This window comes from Streptomyces sp. ICBB 8177, from assembly GCF_003144095.1.
Classification (GTDB): domain Bacteria; phylum Actinomycetota; class Actinomycetes; order Streptomycetales; family Streptomycetaceae; genus Streptantibioticus_D.
This window is the reverse complement of record NZ_NSKH01000003.1, coordinates 502,988-527,755: the sequence shown is the minus strand read 5'-3', so window position 1 is coordinate 527,755 and position 24,768 is coordinate 502,988. Positions and strand designations below refer to the sequence as shown.

At 72.9% G+C, this 24,768-nt stretch carries 20 protein-coding genes; 9 read left to right on the top strand and 11 right to left on the bottom strand.

Annotated elements, in window-relative coordinates:
• The 6 genes from CK485_RS05255 (at position 1) to CK485_RS05230 (ending at position 7,885) form a co-directional block, all read left to right on the top strand.
• Positions 1 to 1,617, top strand: a complete 1,617-nt coding sequence (locus CK485_RS05255) for an NADH-quinone oxidoreductase subunit M (RefSeq protein ID WP_109447362.1) — start codon at positions 1 to 3, stop codon at positions 1,615 to 1,617.
• Positions 1,614 to 3,278: an NADH-quinone oxidoreductase subunit NuoN gene (gene nuoN / locus CK485_RS05250; RefSeq protein ID WP_109447360.1), complete on the top strand. Its 1,665-nt coding sequence runs from the start codon at positions 1,614 to 1,616 to the stop codon at positions 3,276 to 3,278. Before CK485_RS05255 ends, nuoN begins: the two co-directional genes overlap by 4 nt.
• A gap of 163 nt (positions 3,279 to 3,441) precedes the next feature.
• A complete protein-coding gene (locus CK485_RS05245; RefSeq protein WP_109447358.1) occupies positions 3,442 to 3,897 on the top strand; it encodes a hypothetical protein in 456 nt (151 codons plus the stop codon).
• Positions 3,898 to 4,135: 238 nt separating this feature from the next.
• Positions 4,136 to 5,473 carry an ATP-grasp domain-containing protein gene (locus CK485_RS05240; RefSeq protein ID WP_241968139.1) on the top strand — a complete coding sequence of 446 codons (1,338 nt, stop codon included), beginning with the start codon at positions 4,136 to 4,138 and terminating at the stop codon, positions 5,471 to 5,473.
• Positions 5,470 to 6,705: an NAD(P)/FAD-dependent oxidoreductase gene (locus CK485_RS05235; RefSeq protein ID WP_109447647.1), complete on the top strand. Its 1,236-nt coding sequence runs from the start codon at positions 5,470 to 5,472 to the stop codon at positions 6,703 to 6,705. The genes CK485_RS05240 and CK485_RS05235 overlap by 4 nt, the downstream gene beginning before the upstream one ends.
• A 175-nt stretch (positions 6,706 to 6,880) precedes the next feature.
• Complete coding sequence (locus tag CK485_RS05230; protein WP_109447357.1) at positions 6,881 to 7,885, top strand: polyprenyl synthetase family protein; 1,005 nt, start codon at positions 6,881 to 6,883, stop codon at positions 7,883 to 7,885.
• A 389-nt stretch (positions 7,886 to 8,274) separates the two neighbouring features.
• On the opposite strand, the gene CK485_RS05225 is transcribed toward CK485_RS05230, so the two are convergent.
• The gene (locus tag CK485_RS05225) at positions 8,275 to 8,508 is read right to left on the bottom strand and encodes a zf-HC2 domain-containing protein (protein WP_109447355.1); all 234 of its coding nucleotides are present in this window, start codon (positions 8,506 to 8,508) and stop codon (positions 8,275 to 8,277) included.
• On the bottom strand, positions 8,505 to 9,032 hold the full coding sequence (locus CK485_RS05220) for a sigma factor-like helix-turn-helix DNA-binding protein (protein ID WP_241968138.1): 528 nt from the start codon (positions 9,030 to 9,032) through the stop codon (positions 8,505 to 8,507). Before CK485_RS05220 ends, CK485_RS05225 begins: the two co-directional genes overlap by 4 nt.
• 287 nt (positions 9,033 to 9,319) lie before the next feature.
• Between CK485_RS05220 and CK485_RS05215 the strand changes: the two genes are divergently transcribed.
• The 3 genes from CK485_RS05215 to CK485_RS05205 are packed head-to-tail and all read left to right on the top strand — an operon-like array spanning position 9,320 to position 12,641.
• The gene (locus CK485_RS05215; protein ID WP_109447351.1) at positions 9,320 to 10,690 is read left to right on the top strand and encodes a DUF2092 domain-containing protein; all 1,371 of its coding nucleotides are present in this window, start codon (positions 9,320 to 9,322) and stop codon (positions 10,688 to 10,690) included.
• A 57-nt stretch (positions 10,691 to 10,747) separates the two neighbouring features.
• Complete coding sequence (locus CK485_RS05210; protein ID WP_109447349.1) at positions 10,748 to 11,698, top strand: ABC transporter ATP-binding protein; 951 nt, start codon at positions 10,748 to 10,750, stop codon at positions 11,696 to 11,698.
• Positions 11,685 to 12,641, top strand: a complete 957-nt coding sequence (locus CK485_RS05205) for an ABC transporter permease (RefSeq protein ID WP_109447347.1) — start codon at positions 11,685 to 11,687, stop codon at positions 12,639 to 12,641. The genes CK485_RS05210 and CK485_RS05205 overlap by 14 nt, the downstream gene beginning before the upstream one ends.
• Positions 12,642 to 12,653: 12 nt before the next feature.
• On the opposite strand, the gene CK485_RS05200 is transcribed toward CK485_RS05205, so the two are convergent.
• The 9 genes from CK485_RS05200 to CK485_RS05160 form a co-directional block, all read right to left on the bottom strand.
• On the bottom strand, positions 12,654 to 14,633 hold the full coding sequence (locus CK485_RS05200; RefSeq protein ID WP_109447345.1) for an APC family permease: 1,980 nt from the start codon (positions 14,631 to 14,633) through the stop codon (positions 12,654 to 12,656).
• Positions 14,634 to 14,747: 114 nt separating this feature from the next.
• The gene (locus CK485_RS05195) at positions 14,748 to 15,896 is read right to left on the bottom strand and encodes a 2-oxoacid:ferredoxin oxidoreductase subunit beta (protein WP_109447343.1); all 1,149 of its coding nucleotides are present in this window, start codon (positions 15,894 to 15,896) and stop codon (positions 14,748 to 14,750) included.
• Entirely contained in the window at positions 15,889 to 17,787 is a 1,899-nt protein-coding gene (locus CK485_RS05190) for a 2-oxoacid:acceptor oxidoreductase subunit alpha (protein ID WP_109447341.1), read from the bottom strand. Before CK485_RS05190 ends, CK485_RS05195 begins: the two co-directional genes overlap by 8 nt.
• Positions 17,788 to 17,856: 69 nt before the next feature.
• Complete coding sequence (locus tag CK485_RS05185) at positions 17,857 to 18,729, bottom strand: VOC family protein (protein ID WP_109447339.1); 873 nt, start codon at positions 18,727 to 18,729, stop codon at positions 17,857 to 17,859.
• On the bottom strand, positions 18,726 to 20,150 hold the full coding sequence (locus CK485_RS05180) for a hypothetical protein (RefSeq protein ID WP_199239228.1): 1,425 nt from the start codon (positions 20,148 to 20,150) through the stop codon (positions 18,726 to 18,728). The genes CK485_RS05185 and CK485_RS05180 overlap by 4 nt, the downstream gene beginning before the upstream one ends.
• Entirely contained in the window at positions 20,147 to 21,250 is a 1,104-nt protein-coding gene (locus tag CK485_RS05175) for an FAD-dependent oxidoreductase (protein ID WP_241968137.1), read from the bottom strand. The genes CK485_RS05180 and CK485_RS05175 overlap by 4 nt, the downstream gene beginning before the upstream one ends.
• Positions 21,247 to 22,590, bottom strand: coding sequence for a SidA/IucD/PvdA family monooxygenase (locus CK485_RS05170; protein ID WP_109447338.1), 1,344 nt, complete (start codon positions 22,588 to 22,590; stop codon positions 21,247 to 21,249). Before CK485_RS05170 ends, CK485_RS05175 begins: the two co-directional genes overlap by 4 nt.
• 71 nt (positions 22,591 to 22,661) lie before the next feature.
• Positions 22,662 to 23,030, bottom strand: a complete 369-nt coding sequence (gene panD, locus CK485_RS05165) for an aspartate 1-decarboxylase (protein ID WP_109447337.1) — start codon at positions 23,028 to 23,030, stop codon at positions 22,662 to 22,664.
• 134 nt (positions 23,031 to 23,164) lie between these two features.
• Positions 23,165 to 24,763, bottom strand: coding sequence for a class I tRNA ligase family protein (locus CK485_RS05160; RefSeq protein WP_109447336.1), 1,599 nt, complete (start codon positions 24,761 to 24,763; stop codon positions 23,165 to 23,167).
• Positions 24,764 to 24,768: the final 5 nt, after the last annotated feature.

Genomic DNA, 24,768 nt, shown 5'->3' with positions numbered 1-24,768 from the left:
ATGTCCTTCCCGCTCCTCACCGCCACCGCCGTGGTGCCCGCGGCCGGCGCGGTGGTGACCGCCGCGGTGCCGGCCGCCCGGCGCACCGCGGCCAAGTGGACGGCGCTGGCCTTCGCGCTGGCCACGCTGGTGCTCGCGGCCGTGGTCACCGCCCGCTTCTCGCCGGGCGGCCCGCGCTACCAACTCACCGAGTCGCACGCCTGGATCACCGCGTTCGGGGTGCGCTACGAACTCGGGGTGGACGGCATCGCGGTGGTGCTGGTGCTGCTGACCGCGGTGCTGGTGCCGTTCGTGATGCTGGCGGGCTGGCACGACGCCGACCCCCTGGAGACCCGTGACCGCCGCTGGCGTCCCACGCAGGGGTTCTTCGCGCTGATCCTGCTGGTCGAGGCGATGGTGGTGATCGCCTTCGAGTCCACGGACGTCTTCCTCTTCTACGTCTTCTTCGAAGCCATGCTGATCCCGATGTACTTCCTCATCGGCGGCTTCGGCGACCAGGCGGGCGCGCACGGCGAGGACGAGCAGGCCCGCCAACGCTCCTACGCGGCCGTGAAGTTCCTGCTCTACAACCTGGTCGGCGGCCTGGTGATGCTGGCCGCGGTGATCGGCCTGTACGCGGTCACCGCACACCAACTCGGCGCGGGCACCTTCTCGTTGCCGCAGATCCTGCACGACCGGGCCAACGGCACGCTGACGCTGTCCACGACCGCCGAGCGCTGGATCTTCCTGGGCTTCTTCTTCGCCTTCGCGGTCAAGGCGCCGTTGTGGCCGCTGCACACCTGGCTGCCCAACGCCATGGGCGAGTCCACCGCACCGGTCGCCGTCCTGATCACCGCGGTCGTGGACAAGGTCGGCACCTTCGCGATGCTGCGCTACTGCCTCCAGCTCTTCCCGGCCGCCTCGAAGTGGGCGACGCCGGTGATCCTGGTGCTGGCCGTGATCGGCATCATCTACGGCGCGCTGCTCGCGGTCGGCCAGCGCGACATCAAGCGGCTGATCGCGTACGCGTCGATCTCGCACTTCGGCTTCATCATCCTGGGCGTCTTCGCGATGACCTCCCAGGGCCAGTCCGGCGCGACGCTCTACATGGTCAACCACGGTGTCTCCACCGCCGCGCTGCTGCTGGTCGCGGGCTTCCTGATCAGCAGGCGCGGCTCGCGCAGGATCGCCGACTTCGGCGGCGTGCAGAAGGTCGCGCCGCTGCTCGCCGGCACCTTCCTGATCGGCGGCCTGGCGACGCTGTCGCTGCCCGGACTCGGGCCGTTCGTCAGCGAGTTCCTGGTGCTGGTCGGCACCTTCACCCGCTACCCGGCGCTCGGTGTGATCGCCACCCTCGGCATCGTGCTGGCCGCGCTGTACGTGCTGGTGCTCTACCAGCGCACCATGACCGGCCCCGTCCGGGCGGGCATCGAGGGCATGAAGGACCTCAAGGCACGTGAACTCGTGGTGGTGGCGCCGCTGATCGCGCTGCTGCTCTTCCTCGGGGTCTATCCCAAACCGGTGACCGACGTGATCAACCCGGCGGTCAAGGACACCCTCTCCGACGTCCACCGCACCGACCCCCCGCCGAAGGTCACCGTGCCGGCGGTCGCCGCAGCGAAGGAGAACGCCAAGTGAGCGCCACGGCAGCAGCCGTCCACAGCCTGTGGACGACGCGGGCCCTCGCGGACACCGCCGCGACCCCCGCCATTCCCACCCCGCACATCGAGTACGCCCAGCTCTCCCCGGTGCTGATCGTCTTCGGCGCCGCCGTGCTCGGCGTGCTGATCGAGGCGTTCGCCCCCCGCGCCGCCCGTTACGCCTGCCAACTCGCGGTGTCCGTCGTGGGGTTGGCGGCCGCCTTCGCCGCCCTGGTGGCGCTGGCCGCCGACGGCTACGCGCAAGGGCGGTCGCACGTCGCCGCGATGGGCGCGGTCGCGGTCGACGGGCCCGCGCTCTTCCTCCAGGGCACGATCGTGCTGATCGCGCTGGTCGCCACGTTCACCTTCGCCGAACGCCGGCTCGACCCGGTGGCCCACGGCAACCGGGTGGACTCCTTCGCCGCGCAGGGCTCCGCGGTGCCCGGCGGCGAGCAGGAACAGAGGGCGGTACGCGCCGGGTTCACCACCACCGAGGTCTTCCCGCTGCTGCTGTTCGCGGTCGCCGGCATGATGATCTTCCCCGCCGCCAACGACCTGCTGACGCTCTTCGTCTCGCTGGAGGTCTTCTCCCTCCCGCTGTACCTGCTGTGCGCGCTGGCCCGCCGCCGCAGGCTGATGTCGCAGGAGGCGTCGGTCAAGTACTTCCTGCTGGGCGCGTTCTCCTCCGCCATCCTGCTGTTCGGCGTCGCGCTGCTGTACGGCTACGCGGGCACGGTCTCGTACGGCGGCATCGCGGACGTGGTCGACGGCACCGCCAAGCTGACGCCCGCGCTGGCCAACACCACGGGCAACGACGCGCTGCTGCTGATCGGCGGCGCGATGGTGGTGATGGGCCTGCTGTTCAAGGTCGCGGCGGTGCCGTTCCACATGTGGACGCCCGACGTGTACCAGGGCGCGCCGACCCCGGTCACCGGCTTCATGGCGGCAGCGGTGAAGGTCGCGGCGTTCGGCGCTCTGCTGCGGCTGCTGTACGTGGTGCTGCCGGGGATGCGGTGGGACTGGCGGCCGGTGATGTGGGGCGTCGCCATCGTCACCATGGTGGTCGGTGCGATCATCGCGGTCACCCAGACCGACGTGAAGCGGCTGCTGGCCTACTCCTCGATCGCGCACGCGGGCTTCCTGCTCACCGGGGTCATCGCGGTCTCGCCCAGCGGTGTGTCGTCGGTGCTGTTCTACCTCGTCGCCTACTCCTTCGTGACGCTGGGCGGCTTCGCCGTGGTCACGCTGGTGCGCGACGCGGGCGGCGAGGCGACGCACCTGTCCAAGTGGGCCGGTCTCGGGCGGCGTTCACCGCTGCTGGCCGCCGTGTTCGCGGTCTTCCTGCTGTCCTTCGCCGGCATTCCGCTGACCGCCGGGTTCTCGGGGAAGTTCGCGGTCTTCAAGGCGGCGGCGCAGGCGGGCGCGGTCCCGCTGGTCGTCATCGGTGTGATCTCCTCGGCCATCGCCGCGTTCTTCTACATCAGGGTCATCGTCATGATGTTCTTCCAGGAGCCGCAGCCGCAGGGCCCCACGGTGGCCATCCCCAGCCCGCTGACCTCCACCGCGATCGCGCTGGGCGTGGCGGTGACGCTGGTGCTGGGTGTCGCTCCGCAGTACTTCCTGGACCTGGCCGGAAAGGCGGGTGTCTTCGTGCGCTGACAGGGCAGGAGGCCCGTTGTGGCGCCCGTCACACATGGTTGCCACTCGTCCCTTTCTGTCACCGTAAATGTCGTTACGAACCTATGACCAGATTGGTTGGTATTCCGCCGAATCGGGTCGTAGGGTCGTACCCGGCATTCACGTCCCAACCCGGGGAGGACCCATGCGAGGTCGTCACCTGAAGATCGCGGTCATACTCTGCGCGGGCGCCGCCCTCGCCGGAGCCTCCTTGCCGGCGACCGCCGCCACCCGGGCCCCTTCCGATACGCATACCTCAGGTGCGCGGCCGGTGGTGGTCGACTGCTCCTTCAAGGCGCAGGTCCGTCCCGGCACCTACCTGCTGGCCTGCGCGGACGGCAACAACGGCCTCGTCAGGCTGCACTGGAAGTCCTGGAGCGCCTCGTCGGCCACGGCGACCGGCACCGACGTCGTCAACGACTGCAAGCCCTACTGCGCGGCCGGCACGTTCCACTCCTACGCCGTCGACGTGAAGCTGGCGAACCCGAGGCCGTGGGCCGGGCACCACGGCCAACAGCGGTTCACCACGCTGGAGTTGACCTACCCGGGCGCCCGCCCGGACCACAGTGCGCGCCATGTGTCGTACCCGCTGTGGAGCTGACCCGCCAGCCGTCGCGCCGGCCGTCCCCGGCACGCGGAGACCGTCCTGTGCGTGCCGTCCGGCGCTCCCCGTGCGGAGTGCCGGACGGCACGAACGGGCCCTGATGACACGATCGGGCCAATGCCCGACATCGTGTTCGCAATATGGCCGAACCGGTTGCTGGGCCCGACGGTCCGCCAGTAGCGTCCTGGGAACGCCGCGGGGAGGGGGGAGACCTCCCGCGACCGAGGGGGGTCATGTGGCGAGTGCGCCGTCGTTCGCGGTGGACAGGTCCGTACCGGGCCTCATAGTGAAGATCGGCAACTACCCGCTGCACCACGGCGGTGTCGGCGCCATCCGCAGTCTCGGCAGGCTGGGCGTCCCGATGTACGCGGTCACCGAGGACCGCTGCACCCCGGCGGCCTCCTCCCGCTACCTCACCCATGGCTATGTGTGGCCCACCACCGGCCTGGAGGAACCCGAGCGGCTGGTCGCCGGACTGCTCGACGTCGGGCGCAGGATCGGCAGACCCAGCGTGCTGATCCCCACCGACGAGGAGGCCGCCGTGCTCGTCGCCGAGCACGCGGCCGAGCTGTCCGCCCGCTTCCTGCTGCCCCGCGTCGACCCGGCGCTGCCCCGGCGGCTCGCCAGCAAGCGCGGCCTGCACGACCTGTGCCTGACGCACGGCGTGCCCACCCCGCGCGCCGCGTTCCCCGAAAGCCAGGACGACATCAGGGAGTTCGCGCAGGAGGCGCGCTTCCCCGTGGTCGCCAAGAACCGCGACGCGTTCGAACGCCGCCGCGCCCCCGTCGTGCCCGGCACCACCCGCATCGCCGGACCGCGCGAACTGCTGGCGCTGGCGCGCGGCTGGGGCGAGCGGCCCGGCGTGATCCTCCAGGAGTACCTGCCGCGCGAGCAGGCCGAGGACTGGATCGTGCACGGCTACTTCGACGCCGACCACGCGCCCGCAGCCCTGTTCACCGGCGTCAAGGTCCGCTCCTGGCCGCCGCACGCGGGGATGACCGCCTGCGCCTACGTCGTGCCCAACCCCGAACTCGCCGATCTGGCCGCCCAGTTCGTCAAGCGGATCGGTTTTTGCGGCAGCGCCGACCTCGACCTGCGCTTCGACCGCCGCGACGGGCGCTACAAGCTGCTGGACTTCAACCCCCGCGTCGGCGCGCAGTTCCGGCTCTTCGAGAACGCCGCGGGCATCGACGTCGTCCGCGCCCACCACCTCGATCTGACGGGCCGTCATGTCCCGGAGGCGGCCCAGCTGGACGGCCGCCGCTTCGTCGTGGAGAACATCGATCTGCCCGCCCTGATCGCCTACCGCCGCGGCGCCTACACCACCCCGCACGCCCCGCGCCGCGCCACCGGCACCGAACTCGCCTGGTTCTCGGCCGACGACGTCAAGCCCTTCCTCACCATGCTCGCCCGGTTCGGCGGACCGGGCGCCAAGCACCTGCTCCAGCTGTGGCGGACCCGGCGCCGCAACCGGTCGGTGAGGCCGCCCGCGCCGCCACCCGCCGCCCGTACCGCCTCGGCCCACACGACATCGGCCCGCACGACATCCGTTCCGGAAGGGGATCCGGCATGAACCCAGTGGTGGTGATCGGCGCCGGGCCGTACGGCCTGTCCACCGCGGCGCACCTGAAGGCGCGCGGCGTCCCAATCCGGATCTTCGGCACCCCGATGTCCAGCTGGACGGAGACGATGCCGCAGAAGATGGTGCTGAAGTCCACCCCGGACGCCTCCACCATCTCCGCGCCCGGCCGCGGCCACACCCTCCAGGACTTCTGCGACGCGGTGGGGGAGCCCCGGCTGGTCACCGAGCGGGACCTGGTGACCCTGGAGTTCTTCGTCCGCTACGGCGAGTGGTTCACCGAACGCCTCGTGCCCGAGGTCGAACGCGTACGGGTCGCCTCGGTGGACCGCGACGCGCGGGAGTTCCGGGTCAAGCTGGAGTCCGGCGAGGAGCTGACCGCCCCGGCGGTCGTCGTCGCCAGCGGCCTGAGCGGCTTCGCCCACGTGCCCGAGGCGCTGCTCGGCGCCGCCCCCGGGGGCCCGTCCGCCACCGGCCCGGTCTCCCACAGCAGCCAGCACACCGACCTCGACCGCTTCGCCGGACGCGACGTCCTGGTCGTCGGCGCCGGGCAGTCCGCGCTGGAGAGCGCCGCGCTGCTCGCCGAGGGCGGCGCGTCGGTCACCGTGCTGGCCCGGCGGCGCGGCAGCGTCGGCTTCGGCGCGCCGCCGCGCGAGGGCATCCAGTGGAAGCCCGACTCGCCGGTCGGCCGCGCCTGGTCCCTCTACGCGTTCAGCAACGTGCCCGGCCCCTCCGCCTTCCGCTACCTGCCGGAACCCACCCGGCTGTGGCTGGTGCGCAAGGTGCTCGGGCCGCGTGGCGCCTGGTGGCTGCACGACCGCTTCGAGGGCCGCGCACCCGTCGTCCAGGGCCGTGAACCGGTAGCCACCCGGCTCGACCCCGCCACCAACCGCGTGATCTTGACGACACGAGGCGGTGCCGAGGGGAACTCGCGCGACTTCTCCGCCGACCACGTGCTCGCCGCCACCGGCTACCGGGTGGACGTCGACGCGCTGGACTTCCTCGGGCCGGGCTTGCGCGCCCGGCTGACCCGCACCGGCGGCTCCCCGCTGCTGGACCGCGGCTACGTGGGATCGGTGCCGGGCCTGTACTTCACCGGCCTGCCGTCCGCCGCGACCTTCGGGCCGCTCATGCGCTTCGTGTGCGGCACCCGGTACGCCTCGCCCCGGCTGGCGGCGGCGGTGACGGCACGGGTGCGCGGGGCGGGGGCGGCGGGCGCCGGCTGAGGACCCCCGCGGCGGGGGCGGCGGGCGCCGTCGAGCAACCCCCGGAACGGCCGTTTCACCTGGCAGCTCACCACGGTGTCCGGCGCACCGGCCGCCAGTGATCCACAGGGGACCGGATACGCTGCAACCAATGGCACTTCAGGCCACGACCGAATCAGCGACAGGAGTTCCCCTCGTGACCGTCGTCGGGCCCTTCGGGCTGAACGTGCGCGACCAGGTCCTCGACACCGACATCCGTGTCGGTCTCGCGGAGGTCGAAGAGGGCCTGCTGGAGGCCACCAAGAGCGACGTGCCGTTCATCACGAACGCCGCGCAGCACCTGGTGCGGGCCGGGGGCAAGCGTTTCCGGCCGCTGGTCGTACTGCTGGCCGCGCAGTTCGGCGACCCGTACGCGCCCGGCGTGGTGCCCGCGGCGGTCGTCGTGGAGCTGACCCACCTGGCCACGCTCTACCACGACGACGTCATGGACGAGGCGGACGTGCGGCGCGGCGTGCCCACCGCCAACGCCCGCTGGGACAACTCGGTGGCCGTGCTGACCGGCGACTTCGTCTTCGCCCGCGCCTCGCACATACTGGCCGACCTGGGCCCGGAGGCCGTGCGCATCCAGGCCGAGGCGTTCGAGCGGCTGGTCACCGGCCAGATCCTGGAGACCGCGGGCCCGCAGGACGGGCGCGACGCCATCGACCACTACCTGGAGGTGCTGGCCGGCAAGACCGGCTCGCTGATGGCGGTGTCCGGGCGGTTCGGCGCGATGATGTCCGGCGCGGACGACGCGGTGGTGGACACCCTCACCCAGTACGGCGAGCGCATCGGCATCGCCTTCCAGCTCGTGGACGACGTGCTGGACATCGCAAGCGACGGCCACGAGTCCGGTAAGACCCCGGGCACCGACCTGCGCGAGGGCATCGCCACGCTGCCGGTGCTGCACCTGCGCTCCGGCGCCTTCGACAGCCCCGACGACCGCCGCCTGGTCGCGCTGCTGGAGGGCGACCTGACGGACGACGCCCGCCACGCGGAAGCGCTCGCCCTGCTGCGGGCGCACCCCGCGCTGGAGATGGCCCGCCGCGACGCGATCCGCTACGCCGACCTGGCCCGCGCGTCCCTGTCCCCCCTGCCGGACTGCCCCGCGAAGAACGCCCTGGAGGCTTTGTGCGACGCGGTGGTGCACCGGGCGGGCTGAGTGCGAGCGGGGCGCCGCCTGTCCTCCGCCGCGACGGCGGCATGATCGCCACGGCTGCCGCACCCATTTCTTTCCGCCGCGACGGCGAGCAAGAGGCACGTAGCTGTCCGGCGGTGCCGAGCCGACCGGACCGGCGGAGCAGCGCCACGGCTGTCGGCCCCGTTCCCTTCCGCCGCACCCATTTCCTTCCGCCGCACCCATTTCTTCCGCCGCGACGGCGAGCAACAGGCACGCAGCTGTCCGGCGGTGCCGAGCCCACCGATCCCGCCGCGTGCCCGCTCCGGCGCACCGCCGGAACCGGCCGCACCGCCGACCCCGCCGCACCGTGTGGCCCGGCGCACCGCCGGAACCCCGCGTACCGCCGAAACCCGCCGCACCGCCGAAGACGGTCACCGTCCTCCCGGCCCCCGTTGCGCGGCGTCCGCCGCGCTCGCCGCGCTCGCCGTGCCCTGCCGCGCCGCGTAGGCCGCCAGCAGGGGCTCAAGGCCGACGAAGTCCTCCAGCAGGTCCGCGCAGCGCCCGCACTGGGCGAGGTGCTCCTCGAACCGGTCCGCGTCCGCCTCCTCCAGCAGACCCAGGGCATACGCCCCGACGTCCACGTGGTGCCGATCGCCGGCGGTCACGACGACACCCCGCGTTCCTCCAGCGCGATCTTCAGCCTGCGCAGCGCGTAGAAGGCCCGGGTCCGCACCTCCTGCGCCGGCACCCCCAGCTCCTGGGCCGCCTGAGCGGCCGTCCGCCCCGAGAAGTACGTCGCGGTCAGCGCCTCGCGGTGGCTTTCCGTCAGGTCCGCCAGCGCGTCGCAGACCGCCATCATCCGCAGCGCGCCGTCGACCTCCCCGGGTTCCGGCACGGGCGCAGGCGCCCGGCCGCCCGAGGGGCCCAGCGCGATCCGCCGGGCCACGCTCACCAGCCAGGGCCGCAACGCCCCCGGCCCGCGCTCCAGCCGTTCGGTCTCCCGCCAGGCGGTCAGCAGCGTCTCGCGCACCACGTCCTGCGCGCGGTCCCGGTCACCCCCCACCAGCCGCAGCACGAACGCGTACAGCGGTGCCGCGTGCGTGGCGTGCAGGGCGCGTATCAACTCCTCGTCCGGCTCCGGGCCGGTGGACCGTCTGTGCTGGCCCCTGGAGGGTCGGTGCTCGCTCACGCCCGCATCCTGTCGCACTCGAACCCCCAGGTCGAGAGGGGTAGTTGGAGATCCGAGAGATCAGGCCGGAGTGCCGGCCCACCTCGGCGCACCCGTTCAGCGAGGCCGGGGGCGAGCCGCCGCCCCTAGGGGACGGCGGCCCCGCCCCGTCATCCCCGGGGCGTACCCGAGGTTGATCCCGTGGGGGGATGTGGACGGCGGACCCGTTTGGTGGGATGGAACACAGCGGACGAAGGGGGGCCGGGGTGACAATGGTCCGGTACCGCCGCCAACGACGGAGGTAGGCAATGGCACGGAACGAATCGCCGCGACCTGAGGGGGACTTCGGGGGGTACGCGGACTTCGGCGACGTCGACGGCGAGGCCAGGGCCCGGCGGCGCCGCGCGCTGACGCGTTACGCGGTGCCGGTCGCGGTCGCCGCGGTGGCCGCGACCACCATCGGCCTGGGCACCGCGCTGGCCAGCACCGGCAGCGGCCCGTCCCTGCCCCACCTGACGGTGCGCCAGCTGCTGGACAAGATGGCGGCGTCCGACACCAGCACGCTGTCCGGCTCGGTCCGCGTCAGCACGGACCTCGGCCTGCCCTCGGGCCTGTCCGGCGGGCTGCTGAGCGGTGTCGCCGGTGGCGCGAGCGGCTCGGCCGGCTCCTCGGCCCCGTTCAGTGGGGGCTCCTCGGCCTCGGGCGCGTCCGGACCGGGCTCCTCCAGCCCCTCGGCCTCCTCCGACGCCGACCCGGCGGCCAAGCTGTCCGAGCTGCTGTCGGGGACTCACACCCTCCAGGTGGCCGCCGACGGCCCGGACCGCCAGCGGCTGTCGATCGTCGACGACACCTCGCAGTACACCGTCATCCACGACGGCACCCAGGTGTGGGCGTACGACAGCGGCGCCAACTCCGTCTACCACGCCACCGAGCCCGCGCACACCGCCAGGACCGCGCACGCCAAGCAGCCCCGGGCCGGGGTGCCGGCGACCCCGCAGGCCGCGGTGGACCAGCTGCTGAAGGCCGCCGGGCCGACCACCGCGATGACGGTGGACGGCACCGCGCGCGTCGCCGGGCGCAGCGCGTACGAGCTGCTGGTGCGGCCCAAGCAGGCCGACAGCACGATCGACTCGGTCCGCGTCGCGGTGGACTCCGCCACCGGCACACCGCTCGCCTTCACCCTCACCCCGAAGGGCGGCGGCAAGGCGGCGGTGGACATCGCCTACACCCGCGTCGACTTCGGCAAGCCGTCGGCGAGCGACTTCACCTTCACCGTGCCCAAGGGCGCCAAGGTGACGCAGGGCAAGCAGGACCACGGCGAGCGCCCCGGCGGGCAGAACGGTGCGGCGGGCTCCGGCGCGGCGAAGCTGCCGGGCGGAGCCTCGGGCCCCGAGCTGACCGGCACCGGCTGGACCACGATCGCCGAGCTGAAGGCGCCGTCGGGCGCGGCCGGCAAGAGCGGCGGCGGCAGCGCCGGGAACAGCCCGAGCGGCCAGGGCCCGGCCGGGGTCGAAGGGCTGCTCGGCACGCTCGGTCACCACGTCTCCGGCCGCTTCGGCTCCGGTACGGTGATCAGCACCCGCCTGGTCAACGTGCTGGTGACCGACAAGGGCGCCGTCTACGCGGGCGCCGTCACCCAGGAGGGCCTGGTCGAGGCGGCGAACGCGGCCGCCGGGTGACCGTCGCCCCGGCCGCGGCCCCGCGCGGGCCGCGGCCGAGCAGCTAGGAGGAACCGGATGGACGGGCCGCCCGACCCCGCGATCGCCACGCGAGGGCTGACCAAGCGCTTCCGGGGCGGGCAGTTCGCGGTACGCGGTCTCGACCTGACCGTGCCGCGCGGCAGCGTCTTCGGCTTCCTCGGGCCCAACGGCTCGGGCAAGACCACCACCATCCGCATGCTGCTGGGGCTGGTCGAGCCGACCTCGGGCGGCGCGCGCGTGTTGGGCGAGCCCATGCCGCGCGCCGCCCGCCAGGTGCTGCCCAGGGTCGGCGCGCTCATCGAGGGCCCCGCGCTGTACGGGTTCCTCACCGGCAGGGAGAACCTGCTGCGCTACGACGCCGCCGACCCCACCGCCGATCCGGCCACCCGGACGGCGCGGGTCGGCGCCGCGCTGGAACGCGTCGGGCTCGGCGCGGCGTCGGGCAAGAAGGCGCGGGTGTACTCGCTGGGCATGAAGCAGCGCCTGGGCCTGGCCCGCGCGCTGCTGCGGCCGCGCGAGCTGCTGGTGCTGGACGAGCCGACCAACGGCCTCGACCCGCAGGGCATGCGGGAGATCCGCACGCTGGTGCGCGAGGTCGCCGCCGAGGGCACCACCGTCTTCCTCTCCTCCCACCTGCTGGACGAGATCGAGCAGGTCTGCACGCACGCCGCGGTGATGTCCCGGGGCGAGCTGGTCGTCCAGGGCGAGGTCGCCGAGTTGTCCGCGGGCGCGCGCGGTCGGCTCGCCGTCACCACGCCGGACGTGGCCGAGGCCGTCCGCGTCCTGAGGGAACATGGCCTGACCGGTCTCGCGACCGACTCCGACCGGGTCATCGGTGAGCTGCCGCAGCCTGCCGCGGACGTGGCCGAGCTGAACGCCGCCCTGGTCGCCGCCGGGGTACGGGTGCGCGCCTTCGGCACCGAACGCGCGTCGCTGGAGGACGCCTTCGTGGCGCTGACCGGGGAGGGCTTCGATGTCGCGGGCTGAGGCGCACACGACCGCCGACGCGGCGGCGGGAGCCGGGGCGCAGACGGCGGGGACCGGTCCCGCGACGGGCGAGCCGGCCTCGGCGACCACGCCGAGCGCTTCCAGGGCGGCGCGGGCACTGCGGTCGCTGGGCCTGTTCCGTGGCGAACTGCGCATCGTCTTCCGCCGCTGGCGCACCGCCGCGCTGCTGGGCGTCCTGGCCGCGATCCCGGTGCTGGTCGGTGCCGCGGTGAAGCTCCAGACCCGCGGCGACCGACAGGGCGCGGGCGACGGCCCCGCCTTCATCGCCGACGTCACCAACAACGGCCTGTTCCTGGTCTTCACCTCGCTCGCCGTCACCCTGCCGTTCTTCCTGCCGATGGCGGTCGGCGTGGTGGCGGGCGACTCCGTCGCGGGCGAGGCCAACGCCGGCACGCTGCGCTATCTGCTGGTCGCCCCGGCCGGGCGGACCCGGCTGCTGCTCACCAAGTACGCCTGCGTGCTGGTGTTCTGCGCGGCCGCGACGCTGGTGGTGTCCCTGGCCGCGCTGGTGACCGGCGCCGCCCTCTTCCCGTTCGGCGACATCACGCTGATCTCCGGGCAGACCGTGTCGCTGGGCGACGGCCTGCTGCGGGCACTGGCCATCGCGGGCACGGTGGCCGTCTCGCTGGTCGGCGTCGCGGCGCTCGGCCTGTTCGTCTCCACGCTCACCGACAGCGCCATCGCGGCCATGGCCACCACCGTCGGCGTCCTGCTCACCGTGCAGATCCTCGGCGCGGTCCCGCAACTGCACGCCGTCCAGCCCTACCTGTTCCCGCACTACTGGATGAGCTTCGCCGACCTGCTGCGCGCCCCGGTCGTCGGGGGCGCGATCGCCAGGAACGCCGGACTCCAGGCCCTGTACGCGGCCGTCTTCGTCTCGGCCGCCTGGGCCCGGCTGACCACCCGCGACGTGACGGCCTGACGCTCCGGCCGCTCACGCCGAACGCGCGCGGCGCCCCGACTCCAGGCGCCGGACCGCCGCGTCCACGTCGAACGGCAGGATCGTCACCGCGACGTCCGGCAGGTCGACCGCCTTGCCGATCGCGTCACCGGTGTCCCGGTGCAGGATGTGGCCGAGGACAGAGCCGTAGGTGCGGCGCGGCACCAGCAGCGTCAGCGCGGTCCCGCCGCCGTGCGTGGTCTCGCGGGCCAGCGTGCGCACCGCCTGGTTCAGCCGCCGGTCCGGGCAGGCGATGACCTCCAGCGGCACCGTGGTCCCCATCGAGTCTGTCCAGCGTTCCATCAGGGCCCGCGCGTGCCGCTCGTCGATCATGAAGTGGATGGCCCGGATCTCGTCCGGCGCCAGCCCGTGCGCGTACCGCAGCGCCTTGAACGTGGCCAGGTCCAGGCTGTCCACCAGCACGTAGACCACGTGCCGCCGCCAGGGCGCGCGATCGGCGCCGGGCGCGGGCAGTTGGTCCATCGCGGCGGCCTCCGCGCGGTACTGACGGTTGATCCGGACGAGCGCGCCGACGCCCAGCGGGAAGAGGATCACCACCAGCCAGGCACCCTCCGCGAACTTGGTGACCGCGAAGATCAGCACGACCAGCGCCGACGCGACACCCGCCGCCGCGTTGACCAGCAGCTTGAACCGGCGCCCCGGCTCGCGCCGCCTGAAGTGGTACGCGGTCAGCCCGGCCGCCGCCATGGTGAACCCGGTGAACACCCCGATCGCGTACAGCGCCACCAGCCGGTCCACGCTGCCGCCGGTCACCAGCAGCAGGGCCAGCGCCAGCGCGGTCAGCACGATGATTCCGTTGGAGAAGGCCAGCCGGTGCCCGCGCCGGGTCAGCTGCCGGGGCAGGAAGGAGTCCTCGGCCACGAAGCTGGCCAGGAACGGGAAACCGGTGAACGGCGTGTTGGCCCCGGTGTAGAGGATCAGCGCGGTCGCCAGCTGCACGTAGATCAACCCCACCGTGCCGAACCAGCCCGACCCGAACAGCAGGTGCGCCTCCTGCGCGATCACCGTCGGGTTGCCGTCCGTGTAGGGGATCGCGTGCGTGGCGCGGGCCAGCAGCGACACACCCAGCACCATCACGCCCAGCGTGCAGCTCATCGCCACCAGCGTGCGGCGCGCGTTGACGCCTTGCGGCTCACGGAAGGCCGACACGCCGTTGGAGATCGCCTCCAGGCCGGTCAGCGAGGACCCGCCGTTGGCGAACGCGCGCAGCACGATGAACAGCGACGCCCCGTACAGCGCCCCGCCGCCCGGACTGCCCAGCGGCACCGCCCCCGACGCGTGCAGGTAGGCGTGTGGCAGCCGTCCGTCGACGGCGAGCCGCACCGCGCCGGTCACCAGCATCGCGCCGACCGCCACCATGAACAGGTACGCGGGCAGCGCGAACGCCCGCCCCGCCTCGCGGATCCCGCGCAGGTTGCCGTACATCAGGACCAGCACCACCAGGACGCTCAACGGCGTCCTGAAGCGGTCGAACCCGGTGAACCCGCCGCCCGCCAGATGCGCCAGCGACACCAGCGCGTCCGTCCCTGCCGCCGTCTGTACGGCGACCGTCACCACGTAGTCGATGAGCAGCGCGACCGCCGCGATCTGCGCGACGTTGGGCCCGAAGTTCTCCCGCGCCACCACGTAACTGCCGCCCGCCCGGGTGTAGACGGTGACCACGTCCCGGTAACAGAGCGTCAGCAGGAGCAGCACCAGGATCACCACCCCGGTGATCGGCAGCAGCAACGAGAACGCGGCCGCCCCGATCACCGGGACGAGCGCGCGCAGGATCTCCTCCGGCCCGTACGCGGTCGACGACATGCAGTCGGAGGCGAGCACCCCGAGCGCCATCGGGTTCGACAGCTTCTCGGTGCGCAACTCCTCCGTGATCAGCGGCGGGCCGAGCAGCAGCCGTTTGACGCGGTACAGCGGTCGGTCGTGCGACGGGGGCACGGGCTCGGTGGCGGCCATGCGTCAAGGAATACGGCCGCCCGGCCGCCGAGTCACGGGGACGCGACGGCCGGGCACCGGGACGGTGGTCCCTCCGCCGCCGATCGCCGGAGCCGCCGGCGGTCGGCCGGGCGGTCAGCCGACGACCGTCCAGGTGTCCTTGCCCGCCAGCAGCGCGCTCAGGTCGCCCTTGCCGTGTTGTTCGACGGCGGTGTCGAGTTGGTGGGTCATGGCGGTGTCGTAGACGGTGCGGGTGGTGTCGCGGAGGATGCCGATGGGGGTGTGGTGGAGGGTGGTGGGGTCGGCGAGGCGGGTGAGGGCGAAGGCGGTGGTGGGTGAGGTGGCGTGGGCGTCGTGCACCAGGATCTGGTGGGCGTTGGCGTCGGTGACGTCGGTGATGGTCAGTTCTCCGCTGTGGGGGTCGCGGATGACGCCCTTGTCGCCGTTGGTGCCGAAGCGGATGGGCTGGCCGTGTTCGAGGCGGATGAGGGCTTCTTGCGCGGTGGTGTTGTCTTTGAGGGCGTCGAAGGCGCCGTCGTTGAAGATGTTGCAGTTCTGGTAGATCTCCACGAGTGCGGTGCCGGGGTGGGCGGCTGCGGCGCGCAGGACGGTGGTGAGGTGTTTGCGGTCGGAGTCGATGGTGCGGGCGACGAACCCCGCTTCCGCTCCGAGGGCGAGGGAGAGGGGGTTGAACGGGGCGTCGAGGGATCCCATCGGCGTGGATTTGGTGATCTTGCCGGTTTCCGAGGTGGGGGAGTACTGGCCTTTGGTGAGGCCGTAGATGCGGTTGTTGAACAGCAGGATTTTGAGGTTGACGTTGCGGCGCAGGGCGTGGATGAGGTGGTTGCCGCCGATGGACAGGGCGTCGCCGTCGCCGGTGACGACCCAGACGGACAGGTCGGGGCGGGTGGTGGCAAGTCCGGTGGCGATGGCGGGGGCGCGGCCGTGGATGGAGTGCATCCCGTAGGTGTTCATGTAGTAGGGGAAGCGGGAGGAGCAGCCGATGCCGGAGATGAACACGATGTTCTCGCGGGCCAGGCCGAGTTCGGGCAGGAAGCCCTGGACGGCGGCGAGGATGGCGTAGTCGCCGCAGCCGGGGCACCAGCGCACTTCCTGGTCGGACTTGAAGTCGCGGGCGGACTGCTGTGCGTCGGCCTTCGGCACCAGCGACAACGCCGGCAGGCCGCCCGCGGTGGCCGCGGTGGCCGCGGTGGCCGCGGTGGCCGCGGTGGCGGGGGCGGTGCTGTTGGTGGGCTGGTGGTCGATGACGGGTGCCTCAGACATGCGCGCTGTCCCCCTCGTGCCCGTTGCCGCTGGCATGCAACTGCTGCTGGTTGATGGTGTGGGTGATGGCGGTGGCCAGTTGTTCGGCTTTGAAGGGCAGGCCGGTCACCTGGGTGTGGGAGTGGGCGTCGACCAGGTATCTGGCGCGTAGCAGGGTGGCGAGCTGGCCGAGGTTCATCTCCGGCACGATCACCTTCTCGTAGGCCTTCAGGACCTGGCCGAGGTTGGCGGGGAAGGGGTTGATGTGCCGCAGATGCGCCTGCGCGACCTTCCCGCCCGCGCGCCGTACCCGCCGCACCGCGGCGGTGATGGGGCCGTAGGTGGAGCCCCAGCCGATGACCAACGTGGTCGCGTCCCCGTCGGGGTCGTCGACTTCGATGTCCTCGACGGTGATGCCGTCGATTTTGGCCTGGCGGGTGCGGACCATCAGGTCGTGGTTGGCCGGGTCGTAGGAGATGTTCCCGCTGCCGTCCTGTTTCTCGATGCCCCCGATCCGGTGCTCAAGACCCGGCGTGCCCGGCACCGCCCACGGCCGCGCCAGCGTGACCGGGTCCCGCAGATACGGCCAAAACTCCCCGTCATGATTCGGCGTGGTCGCGAACCGCACCCGCAGATCCGGCAGTTCATCGAGCTGCGGGACCCGCCACGGTTCGGAGCCGTTGGCCAGATACCCGTCGGAGAGCAGGAAGACCGGGGTGCGGTAGGTCAAGGCGATGCGGGCGGCTTCCAGGGCGGCGGTGAAACAGTCCCCCGGCGTCGCCGGTGCCACGATCGGCACCGGCGCCTCACCGTTGCGCCCGTACATCGCCTGCAGCAGATCAGCCTGCTCGGTCTTGGTGGGCAGGCCGGTGGACGGCCCACCGCGCTGGATGTCGACGATCAGCAGCGGCAACTCCAGCGAGACCGCCAGCCCGATCGTCTCCGACTTCAACGCCACCCCCGGCCCCGACGTCGTCGTCACCGCCAGCGAGCCGCCGAAGGCCGCACCCAAAGCGGCACCGATCCCGGCGATCTCGTCCTCCGCCTGGAAGGTGCGCACCCCGAAGTTCTTGTGCCGCGACAACTCGTGCAGGATGTCGGAGGCCGGAGTGATCGGATACGAACCCAAAAACAGCGGCAGGTCCGCCTGCCGGCCGGCCGCGATCAGACCATAGGCCAGCGCCAGGTTCCCGGAGATGTTGCGGTAGGTGCCCGGGCTGAACGCCTTCGACGCCGGGGCCACCTCATAGACGGTGGCGAACTCCTCCGTGGTCTCCCCGAAATTCCACCCCGCCCGATACGCGGTGATGTTCGCCTCCGCGATCGCGGGCTTCTTCGCGAACTTCGCCCGCAGGAAACCTTCCGTCGACGCGGTCGGGCGGTGGTACATCCACGACAGCAGGCCCAACGCGAACATGTTCTTGCTCCGCTCGGCCTCCTTCCGCGACAGGTCATAGCCGGACAGCGCCTCGACCGTCAACGTCGTCAACGGCACCGGATGCACCCGGAACGCCTCCAGCGACCCGTCCTGCAACGGATCCGCCGCGTAGCCGACCTTCTGCAACGCCCGCCGGGTGAACTCATCGGTGTTGACGATGACCTGCGCACCCGCCGGCAGATCACCGATGTTCGCCTTCAACGCCGCCGGGTTCATCGCCACCAGCACATCCGGCGCATCACCCGGCGTGAGAATGTCATGATCGGCGAAATGCAACTGGAACGACGAGACACCCGGCAACGTACCCGCCGGAGCCCGGATCTCCGCCGGAAAGTTCGGCAGCGTCGACAGGTCGTTACCGAACGACGCCGTCTCCGAAGTGAACCGGTCACCCGTCAGCTGCATCCCATCACCGGAATCACCAGCGAACCGGATGATCACCCGATCCAACCGCCGGACGGTCGCCGTGCTCATCTCGTCGTCCCTCTCGTGTACGCCGCCGTCGTTCCCGGGCAGTTGTCGTCTCTGCGGACCCGCCGGCCGTCATCCCGGCCGGTGCGCCGACCCGGCCGGGGCCGCGACGGCGCCGGGATCGCCCAGGTCGTCCGCGTTCCAGACCTCCGCCGGGGTCCCGCCGATGAGGGTGACCGTCCGGGTCGCGTTCCGCCCGAAGGAACCACCCACCGCGACGAGTTGCCGTAGGGCATCGGCCGCTGCCGCGTCCGGCGCCAGCAACGCCGCCCGCGCACCCTCGTCGCCCGCACCGCCGTCGTGGGAAGCGGCGTCGTCGGCGACCACCAGCACGTTCCCGACGGCTGCCGCGCCACGACCGCGCGGACCGGCCGCCGTCGCGAGCAACTCCTCGTACAGCGCCACCATTTCGGTGAATCCCGCGCGTGGCACCGCTCGCCGGGCCAGCACACGCACGCCGGAGGGCACGCGGCCTTCGGGGACGGCCGGCGGGCACGGGGTCTCGCCGGGCCGGGGGCGGTGCTCGACGAGTTCGGCGAGCGTGCCGTCGGGGTAGCGCACCCGGGCGCGGGCGCCGGGCAGGATGTCCTCCACCGGTTCGAGGACGGTCGTGCCGGTACCCTCCAGCCGCGCCAGCTCGTCGGCGAGCGACGGCACGATGAGGGAGTACGCGGTCCGCCGCTGCACCGGGGTGAACGGACGCTCGCTGGCGATGAGCAACAGGTCGCCCACGGCGGCCAGTTCGAGCCCGCCGAAGTCCGGTATGGGCATGCGCAGCGAGGCGGGCACGCCGAGCAGGTCCTCGTGGAAGGCGATGTGCCGGTCGAGTTCGGCGAGCGGTATGAGGGACCGGGCGAGCACGCGGGACCGTTCGAGCCCGGACGCGTCGGGGAGCGTACGGAACCAGCGCTCGGGGAGCGCCGCCGCACGGGGGGTCGCGGTCATCGTTCACTTCCTCCGGTGACAGGACGGGCACCGCGATGGGCGACACCAACGGCCGCACCACGCACCGCCGTTGAGCGAACGGGCGGCAACCGGTCGTCGTACGGCGCCGGTTCCCACCAGCCGCGGGCCTGCAGGTCCCAGGCGGCGAACTCCTCGCGGGCCAGCCGATGCAGCGTGTCTCCGTCGCCGAAGTGGTCGGGCATGCCGGTGACGGTGACGTGGAAGCGGTCGCCGGTGCGCAGCAGGCACAACGAGGCGCGCAGCCGGGCGCGCTCGGGCACCACGCCGGGCACGTTCATCGTGCGCAGCGCCACGGCGTCCGCGCGGGCCCCGGCGAAGAGGGTCACCGCCTCGGGGGCGGCGCCGAAGTTGGAGGCGACCGCGTCCGTCTGCTGGGCGCCGGGGGTCTTCAGGGCACCCGCGAGGCCGCCGGGCAGCAGGTGCCACAGGCGTTCCGGCACGAGCGTGGCGGCCTGGAGCTGCGGGTCGGCGAGGGCGGCCTTGGTGGCCCGGCGGGTGGGACGCAGGCCGTCGTGGCGGGGCGGGCCGCCCGCGACGGCCACGGGGACGACGACGAGGGCGTTGGCCCGGCCGTCGCCGGGTGAGGTGCGGCGGTCCACGGGGACGCCGATCGCCACGTCGGCCTCGGCGTCGCGGGGGACGGCGGCGCGCACCAGGTTGGCGGCGATCTCGACGAACAGGCTGTTGACGGTGCCGCCGTGGGCGCGGGCGCGTTCCTCCCACGCGGCGGCGTCGACCTCGAAGACGTCCCAGGAGAAGTAGCGCGGCGCGCTCGCGGCGGGCGCCGGGCCCGCGGGGCGCAGCGCCCGGGCGAGCCGCCGCAGCCGTTCGGGGTGGGTGAACAGGGCGGCGGCCCACGGTGGGGTGCGGGTGAGGGCGGCGGCGACGCCCGAGGCGGCGTCCGCGAGGTCCCCGGCCAGGGGCCCGGGTATGCGGTGGCGCGGTGCGGGCGGGTCGGTGCGTTCGGCGAGGGCGCGGAAGAGGCCCATGCCGTCGCAGCGGAAGTGCGGCACGCACAGCGAGACCAGGCTCCCGTCGCGGTAGGGCGCCGCCGACAGCCGCCACAGCGCGCCGGAGTCGACCGGCAGCGGCGCGCGGACCTGGTCGTCGAGCCAGCCGCGCACGGTGGTGCCGGTCAGCGGCACGTCGTCGTGGCGCGGGGGTTCCTCGTTGTGCGCCGGGGCCCAGCGGTCGCGGGCGCCGGGGACGCCGGCCGGGACGATGCGGCGGCTGAGCCGGCCGCGGTCCAGCCGCCGCCACTCGGCGTCCAGCGCGTCGGCGCTGACCGGTCCGGGGAAGCGCCACAGCAGTTGGACGGTACGCGCGGAGCCCAGGGCGCGGGCGGAGTCGCGCAGCATCTCGTCGGTGGGGCCGAGCCGCCAGGTGCCGCGCGGGCTCATGCCATCGCCTCCTTCAGCAGGGCGGCCGCCTCGGCGCCGACGGCGGGGGCGAGTTTGAAGCCGCCGCCGTTCCAGCCGACGGCGGTGACCAGTCCCGGCGCGGCGGGCCAGGCGGTGACGGCCCCGGGTCCGTCGGTGAACATGGCGTCGTACGCGGTGACCCCGCCGGTGAACCGGGCCCGGGCCAGCGCGGGGCACAGCCGCCGCACGACGTCGTGGACCCGGTGCCGTTCGGCGTCGGTGACGTGGTGGGTGACGCGGGCGGGCACGTCGGTCTCCTTGGAGGTGACGCCCGCGAGCAGCACGCCGTCGTCCCAGCGCCGCAGCCAGGCACCGGTGGTGGCGTCCACGACGGTCGGCAGTCCGGTGGCCGCGGCGGTGTCGTCGGGCGCGAAGAGGCAGTAGCCGACCGACCGCGTGCACAGCGGCAGGTCGACGCCGACCTGGGCGGCCAGCGGCACGCTGCCGACCCCGGCGGCCAGCAGCACGGCCCCGGCGGTCACGTCGCCCGCGCTCGTGCGGACGCCGGTGACCCGGCCCGCGCGGGTCAGCAGCCGGGTCGCGCGGGCCTCGAGGACGAGCAGGCGACCTCCCGCGTCGCGGACCAGGGCGGCGGCGACCTCCCGGGCGGGCAGCCAGCCCGCCCGGGGTTCCAGGACGCCGCCGAGCACGCCGGCCGGGGAGAGCGCGGGGAAGCGGGCGGCGACGTCGGCCGCCGTCAGCAGCTCCACCGCGTGCCCCGCCGCCCGCAGCCGCCCGGCCGCCTCGTGCGCGGCGCGCAGGTCGCCCGCGCCGAAGAGGGTCAGGCTGCCGTCCTCGCGGACCGCGGGCCAGTGGCCGCGGGGGCCCCGGCGCAGGTACACGTCGAGGCTCTCGGCGGCCCGGTCGCCGTACCGGCGGGACAGGTCGAGGGCGCGGACCAGCCCGCCGGAGGCACCGGTGGCGCCGGAGGCGATGCCGGCCGGGTCGGCCATCACGACGGTCAGCCCGTCGCGACAGAGCCGTTCGGCCGCGGCGAGTCCCGCGATGCCGCAGCCGACGACGGCGACGTCCGCCGAGGCGACGGCTCGCGTCACCGCCGCCCCGGCGCCTCGCGTCATCGCAGGGCTCCGGCGACCAGGGGTGCGTCGCTGCCGGTGCCGACGCGTTCGGCGAGCGAGCCGGCGATGTCGGTGGAGCGCACCGACAGCATGGCCAGCGCCCCCGCGTCGCCCATGCCGTGGCTGGCCTCGCACAGCCCGTTGAGGTAGACGCGCGGCGCGGGAGCACCGGGGGTGCGCGGCCGCAGGGTGATGGAGTAGTCGCGGGCGACCACCGGGACGCCGTCGGAGTCCATCGGCAGCCGGTGGGCGATCTCCCGCAGCAGCGGGTGGTAGGGCTCGTCGCCGGGGCCGGTGCCGAAGTCGCGGAATCCGGTGGCCAGGACGACGACGTCGACGTCGACCGTGTCGCGCTTGGCGTAGTTGACGTCGCGCACCACCAGCCGGTGTCCGCCGCCCGGCGCCCCCAGCACCTCGGTGACCTCGCTGAACGGCACCATCCTGAACCGGTCGCACCCGGTCAGCTCGTACTCGCGCTGGAGGCCGACGAGCCGGTCGATGACGTCCTGGTCGCACGCCGCGTAGTTGATGGAGCGCAGCTCCTGCCGGATGCGGCGCCTGGTGGCACTGGGCAGCGGGTGGAAGTAGTCCACGAACTCCGGCAGGAAGACCTGGCGGCTGTAGGGACTGGTGTCCTTCAGCCGGAAGCCGATGCCCCGCTGGATGGAGACGACCTGTTCGATCTCGGGCCGGTCGAGCAGGTCGAGCACGATCTCGATCGCGCTCTGGCTCGCGCCGACCACCGCGACCCTGGCCTTGCGCCCGGCCAGGCCCTTGACGGAGGACAGGTACCGGGTGGAGTGGAAGACCGTGGCGCCCAACCGCTGCGCGAAGGCGGCCGGTATCCGGGGCGAACGCCCGGTGCCGATGACCACGTTGCGGGACAGGTAGCGCTCCCCCGCGGCGGTCTCGACGGCGAGCACCTCCTGGCCCTCTGCGTCCTCGGCGTCTTCGGCCAACGTCAGCCCGGTGGCCGGGCGGCCGTACTCCACCGACCGCCCGAACGCCTCGGCCACCCACGCCAGGTAGCCCGCGTACTCCCTGCGCAGCGGGAACTTGGCGTTCAGGTGCAGGTAGCCGGTGAGCATCCCGCGTTCCGCCAGGTAGTTGACGAACGTGTGGCGGCTGTAGGGGTTGCGGGGCATGACGAGATCGCGGAACGGGTTGTTCTGGATGTCGGCACCGGGCAGGAGCTGTTCGTCCTGCCACTGGAAGGCGCCCGCCCGCTCGATGAAGTGGGCCTGGTCCAGCAGGCCGTGCTCGTCGAGCGCCACCGCTAGGGAGAGGTTCGCCGGCCCGAACCCGACCCCGAGTACTGGATGGACCTGGTGTTTCGTCACTCTTCACGCATCCTCGGCTGGAAGGGAACTGGAAGGGACATCGCCTGGGCAGGGGACGGGCGCCCCCCGCGTCAGCCGCTGAGCAGGACCGACTCGGTGATGCGGTTCTCGTCGTCGACGTGCACGACGCGGGACTTGTGGCCTTCCAGCTCCGTCTCGTTCAGCTGGGCGTAGCTGATGATGATGACCTTGTCGCCGGTCTCGACGAGGCGGGCGGCGGCGCCGTTGACGACGACCTCGTTGGCCTCGGGGCGGCCGAGGATGGTGTACGTCTCGAAGCGGGCGCCGTTGTTGATGTTGACGACCTGCACGAGTTCGTGGACGCCGATCTCGGCGGCCTCCAGCAGTTCGGGCGAGACGGTGATCGAGCCCACGTAGTTGAGGTTGCTGTCGGTGACGGTGGCGCGGTGGATCTTCGAGTGCATGAAGGTGCGCAGCATGGTGTGACTCCTTGTCCGATGCGGGTGTCGTGTGTGCGTGGTGCGGTGGCGCGCGGTGCGGTCGTGCGCGGTGCGGTCGTGCGTGCGGGGTGCGGTGGTCGGTCGTGGGGTGCGCCGCCCGGGGGTGGCTGCGGCTAGGCGGCCGGGTGCGGCGGCAGGTCGAGGCCGCGGAAGGCGCCGGAGGGCGCGGTGGCGGCGTCGGCCAGCAACGGCGGCTCGCCGGGCTCGTCCCGGGCGCCGAACGCGGCGGCGACCCGCCCGGCCAGGTCCGGGGTGACCGGCCAGGCCAGCGAGCGCAGCGTCCACAGGAACAGCAGCGCGCCGCAGACGTCACCGCTGTCCTCCAGCGCGATGTCCTCGCAGCGCAACGCCAGCACCTCCAGGTGCAGGGCGAGCGCTTCGGCGGCCTTGCGGATGGAGAACGTCTCAAGGCGGTAGGCCTCTTCGAAGCGCCGCGTGGACGCCTCGATGGCGGCGGCCCACCACGGGGAGGGCGGCGCGTCGGCGGCGCGGTCCTTCAGGGTGCCGTTGAAGCGGGAGGCGACGACGGCGAGGGGGGTGTCGTAGCGCTCGGTGAGCCGGGCCGCGGCGATGGGCTCGCTGAACTCGGCCTGCTGCAACTCCGGGCTGCTCAGCGCCAGGACGAAGCGCGCCCGGTCCCGGCCGACGCTCTCCAGGTACTCCCCCGCCCAGCGCACGTCGCCCTTGCTGGTGGAGAACTTGCGGCCCTCCAGCATGAAGTACTGGTTGGTGAGCGTGCGGGTCCTGGGCAGGCCGACGGGCAGGCCGTGCTGTGCGGCGAGCAGCTTCAGGGCGACGTAGACGAAGGCGTTGTAGAAGCCGTTGTCGATGCCGATGAACTGCACGAGTTCGTCGCAGCCCGCCGTGCGTCCGTCGCGGGCCCGGGCCAGCCAGTACAGGTGGCCGACGTAGATCTCCGGCCACGCGTTGACGGCCTGCGGCGGGGCGTCCGGCTCGCCGTCCCAGTCGACGGTGATGCCCCAGTTGCTCGGGTACGTGATGGGGACGTACGGGAGCCGTCCGGCGAGGGTCTGCTCGACCACGCGGGCCAGGTCGGGCCGCAGCGGCACGTCGTTGCTGCGGTAGAAGTTGGTCAGCAGCGAGCGGTGGCGCTCCAGGTCCAGCACCCAGATCGGCACGGCCCGGCGGGGCAGCGCGGAGGCGGTGTCGGCGACCGGCAGCAGCGCGCCGGGCAGGTTGTACAGCCCGCACGCCTCGCAGACCCCGGCCCTGGCGTGGGCGAGGCAGGTCGGGCAGCGGCCGGTGACGAACGCCTCGGCCTTGTACTCACCGGTATCGGCGCAGTACGGCAGTTCGACCGTGCGGCGGTCGAAGGCGCCGTGCCGCCACAGGTGGGTGAAGAAGTCCCGGACGAACGCGGTGTAGCGCTCGTCGGGGCGTGCGAAGAGGTCGACCTCGACGCCGGCCAGGCCGAGCGAGGCGGTGACCTTCTCGTAGGCCTCGGCGATCAGCGACTCGGGATCGGTGCCGAGGCGTTGCGCGGTGGTGACGACGTACGTCTGGTTGTCGTCGGTGCTGGTGCCGAAGGCGACGTCGTGGCCGAGGATCTTCTGCGAGCGGGCGCAGACGTCGCTGCCGAGGACCGGCCCCGCCAGGTGGCCCAGGTGCAGGTCGCCGTTGGGGGTGGGCGGCGAGAACGTCACGTCGATCCGGCGTCCGCCACCGGTGCGTGGTACCTGACGAGCCGTCATCTCTG

What these genes read in the sequence shown, in the direction of transcription:
- CK485_RS05200 (WP_109447345.1), bottom strand. Translation starts at nt 14,633, where the DNA reads ATGGCCGCCACCGAGCCCGTGCCCCCGTCGCACGACCGACCGCTGTAC.
- CK485_RS05205 (WP_109447347.1), top strand. Translation starts at nt 11,685, where the DNA reads ATGTCGCGGGCTGAGGCGCACACGACCGCCGACGCGGCGGCGGGAGCC.
- CK485_RS05215 (WP_109447351.1), top strand. Translation starts at nt 9,320, where the DNA reads ATGGCACGGAACGAATCGCCGCGACCTGAGGGGGACTTCGGGGGGTAC.
- panD (WP_109447337.1), bottom strand. Translation starts at nt 23,030, where the DNA reads ATGCTGCGCACCTTCATGCACTCGAAGATCCACCGCGCCACCGTCACC.
- CK485_RS05185 (WP_109447339.1), bottom strand. Translation starts at nt 18,729, where the DNA reads ATGACCGCGACCCCCCGTGCGGCGGCGCTCCCCGAGCGCTGGTTCCGT.
- CK485_RS05245 (WP_109447358.1), top strand. Translation starts at nt 3,442, where the DNA reads ATGCGAGGTCGTCACCTGAAGATCGCGGTCATACTCTGCGCGGGCGCC.
- CK485_RS05175 (WP_241968137.1), bottom strand. Translation starts at nt 21,250, where the DNA reads ATGACGCGAGGCGCCGGGGCGGCGGTGACGCGAGCCGTCGCCTCGGCG.
- CK485_RS05210 (WP_109447349.1), top strand. Translation starts at nt 10,748, where the DNA reads ATGGACGGGCCGCCCGACCCCGCGATCGCCACGCGAGGGCTGACCAAG.
- CK485_RS05195 (WP_109447343.1), bottom strand. Translation starts at nt 15,896, where the DNA reads ATGTCTGAGGCACCCGTCATCGACCACCAGCCCACCAACAGCACCGCC.
- CK485_RS05160 (WP_109447336.1), bottom strand. Translation starts at nt 24,763, where the DNA reads ATGACGGCTCGTCAGGTACCACGCACCGGTGGCGGACGCCGGATCGAC.
- CK485_RS05255 (WP_109447362.1), top strand. Translation starts at nt 1, where the DNA reads ATGTCCTTCCCGCTCCTCACCGCCACCGCCGTGGTGCCCGCGGCCGGC.
- CK485_RS05180 (WP_199239228.1), bottom strand. Translation starts at nt 20,150, where the DNA reads ATGAGCCCGCGCGGCACCTGGCGGCTCGGCCCCACCGACGAGATGCTG.
- CK485_RS05235 (WP_109447647.1), top strand. Translation starts at nt 5,470, where the DNA reads ATGAACCCAGTGGTGGTGATCGGCGCCGGGCCGTACGGCCTGTCCACC.
- CK485_RS05190 (WP_109447341.1), bottom strand. Translation starts at nt 17,787, where the DNA reads ATGAGCACGGCGACCGTCCGGCGGTTGGATCGGGTGATCATCCGGTTC.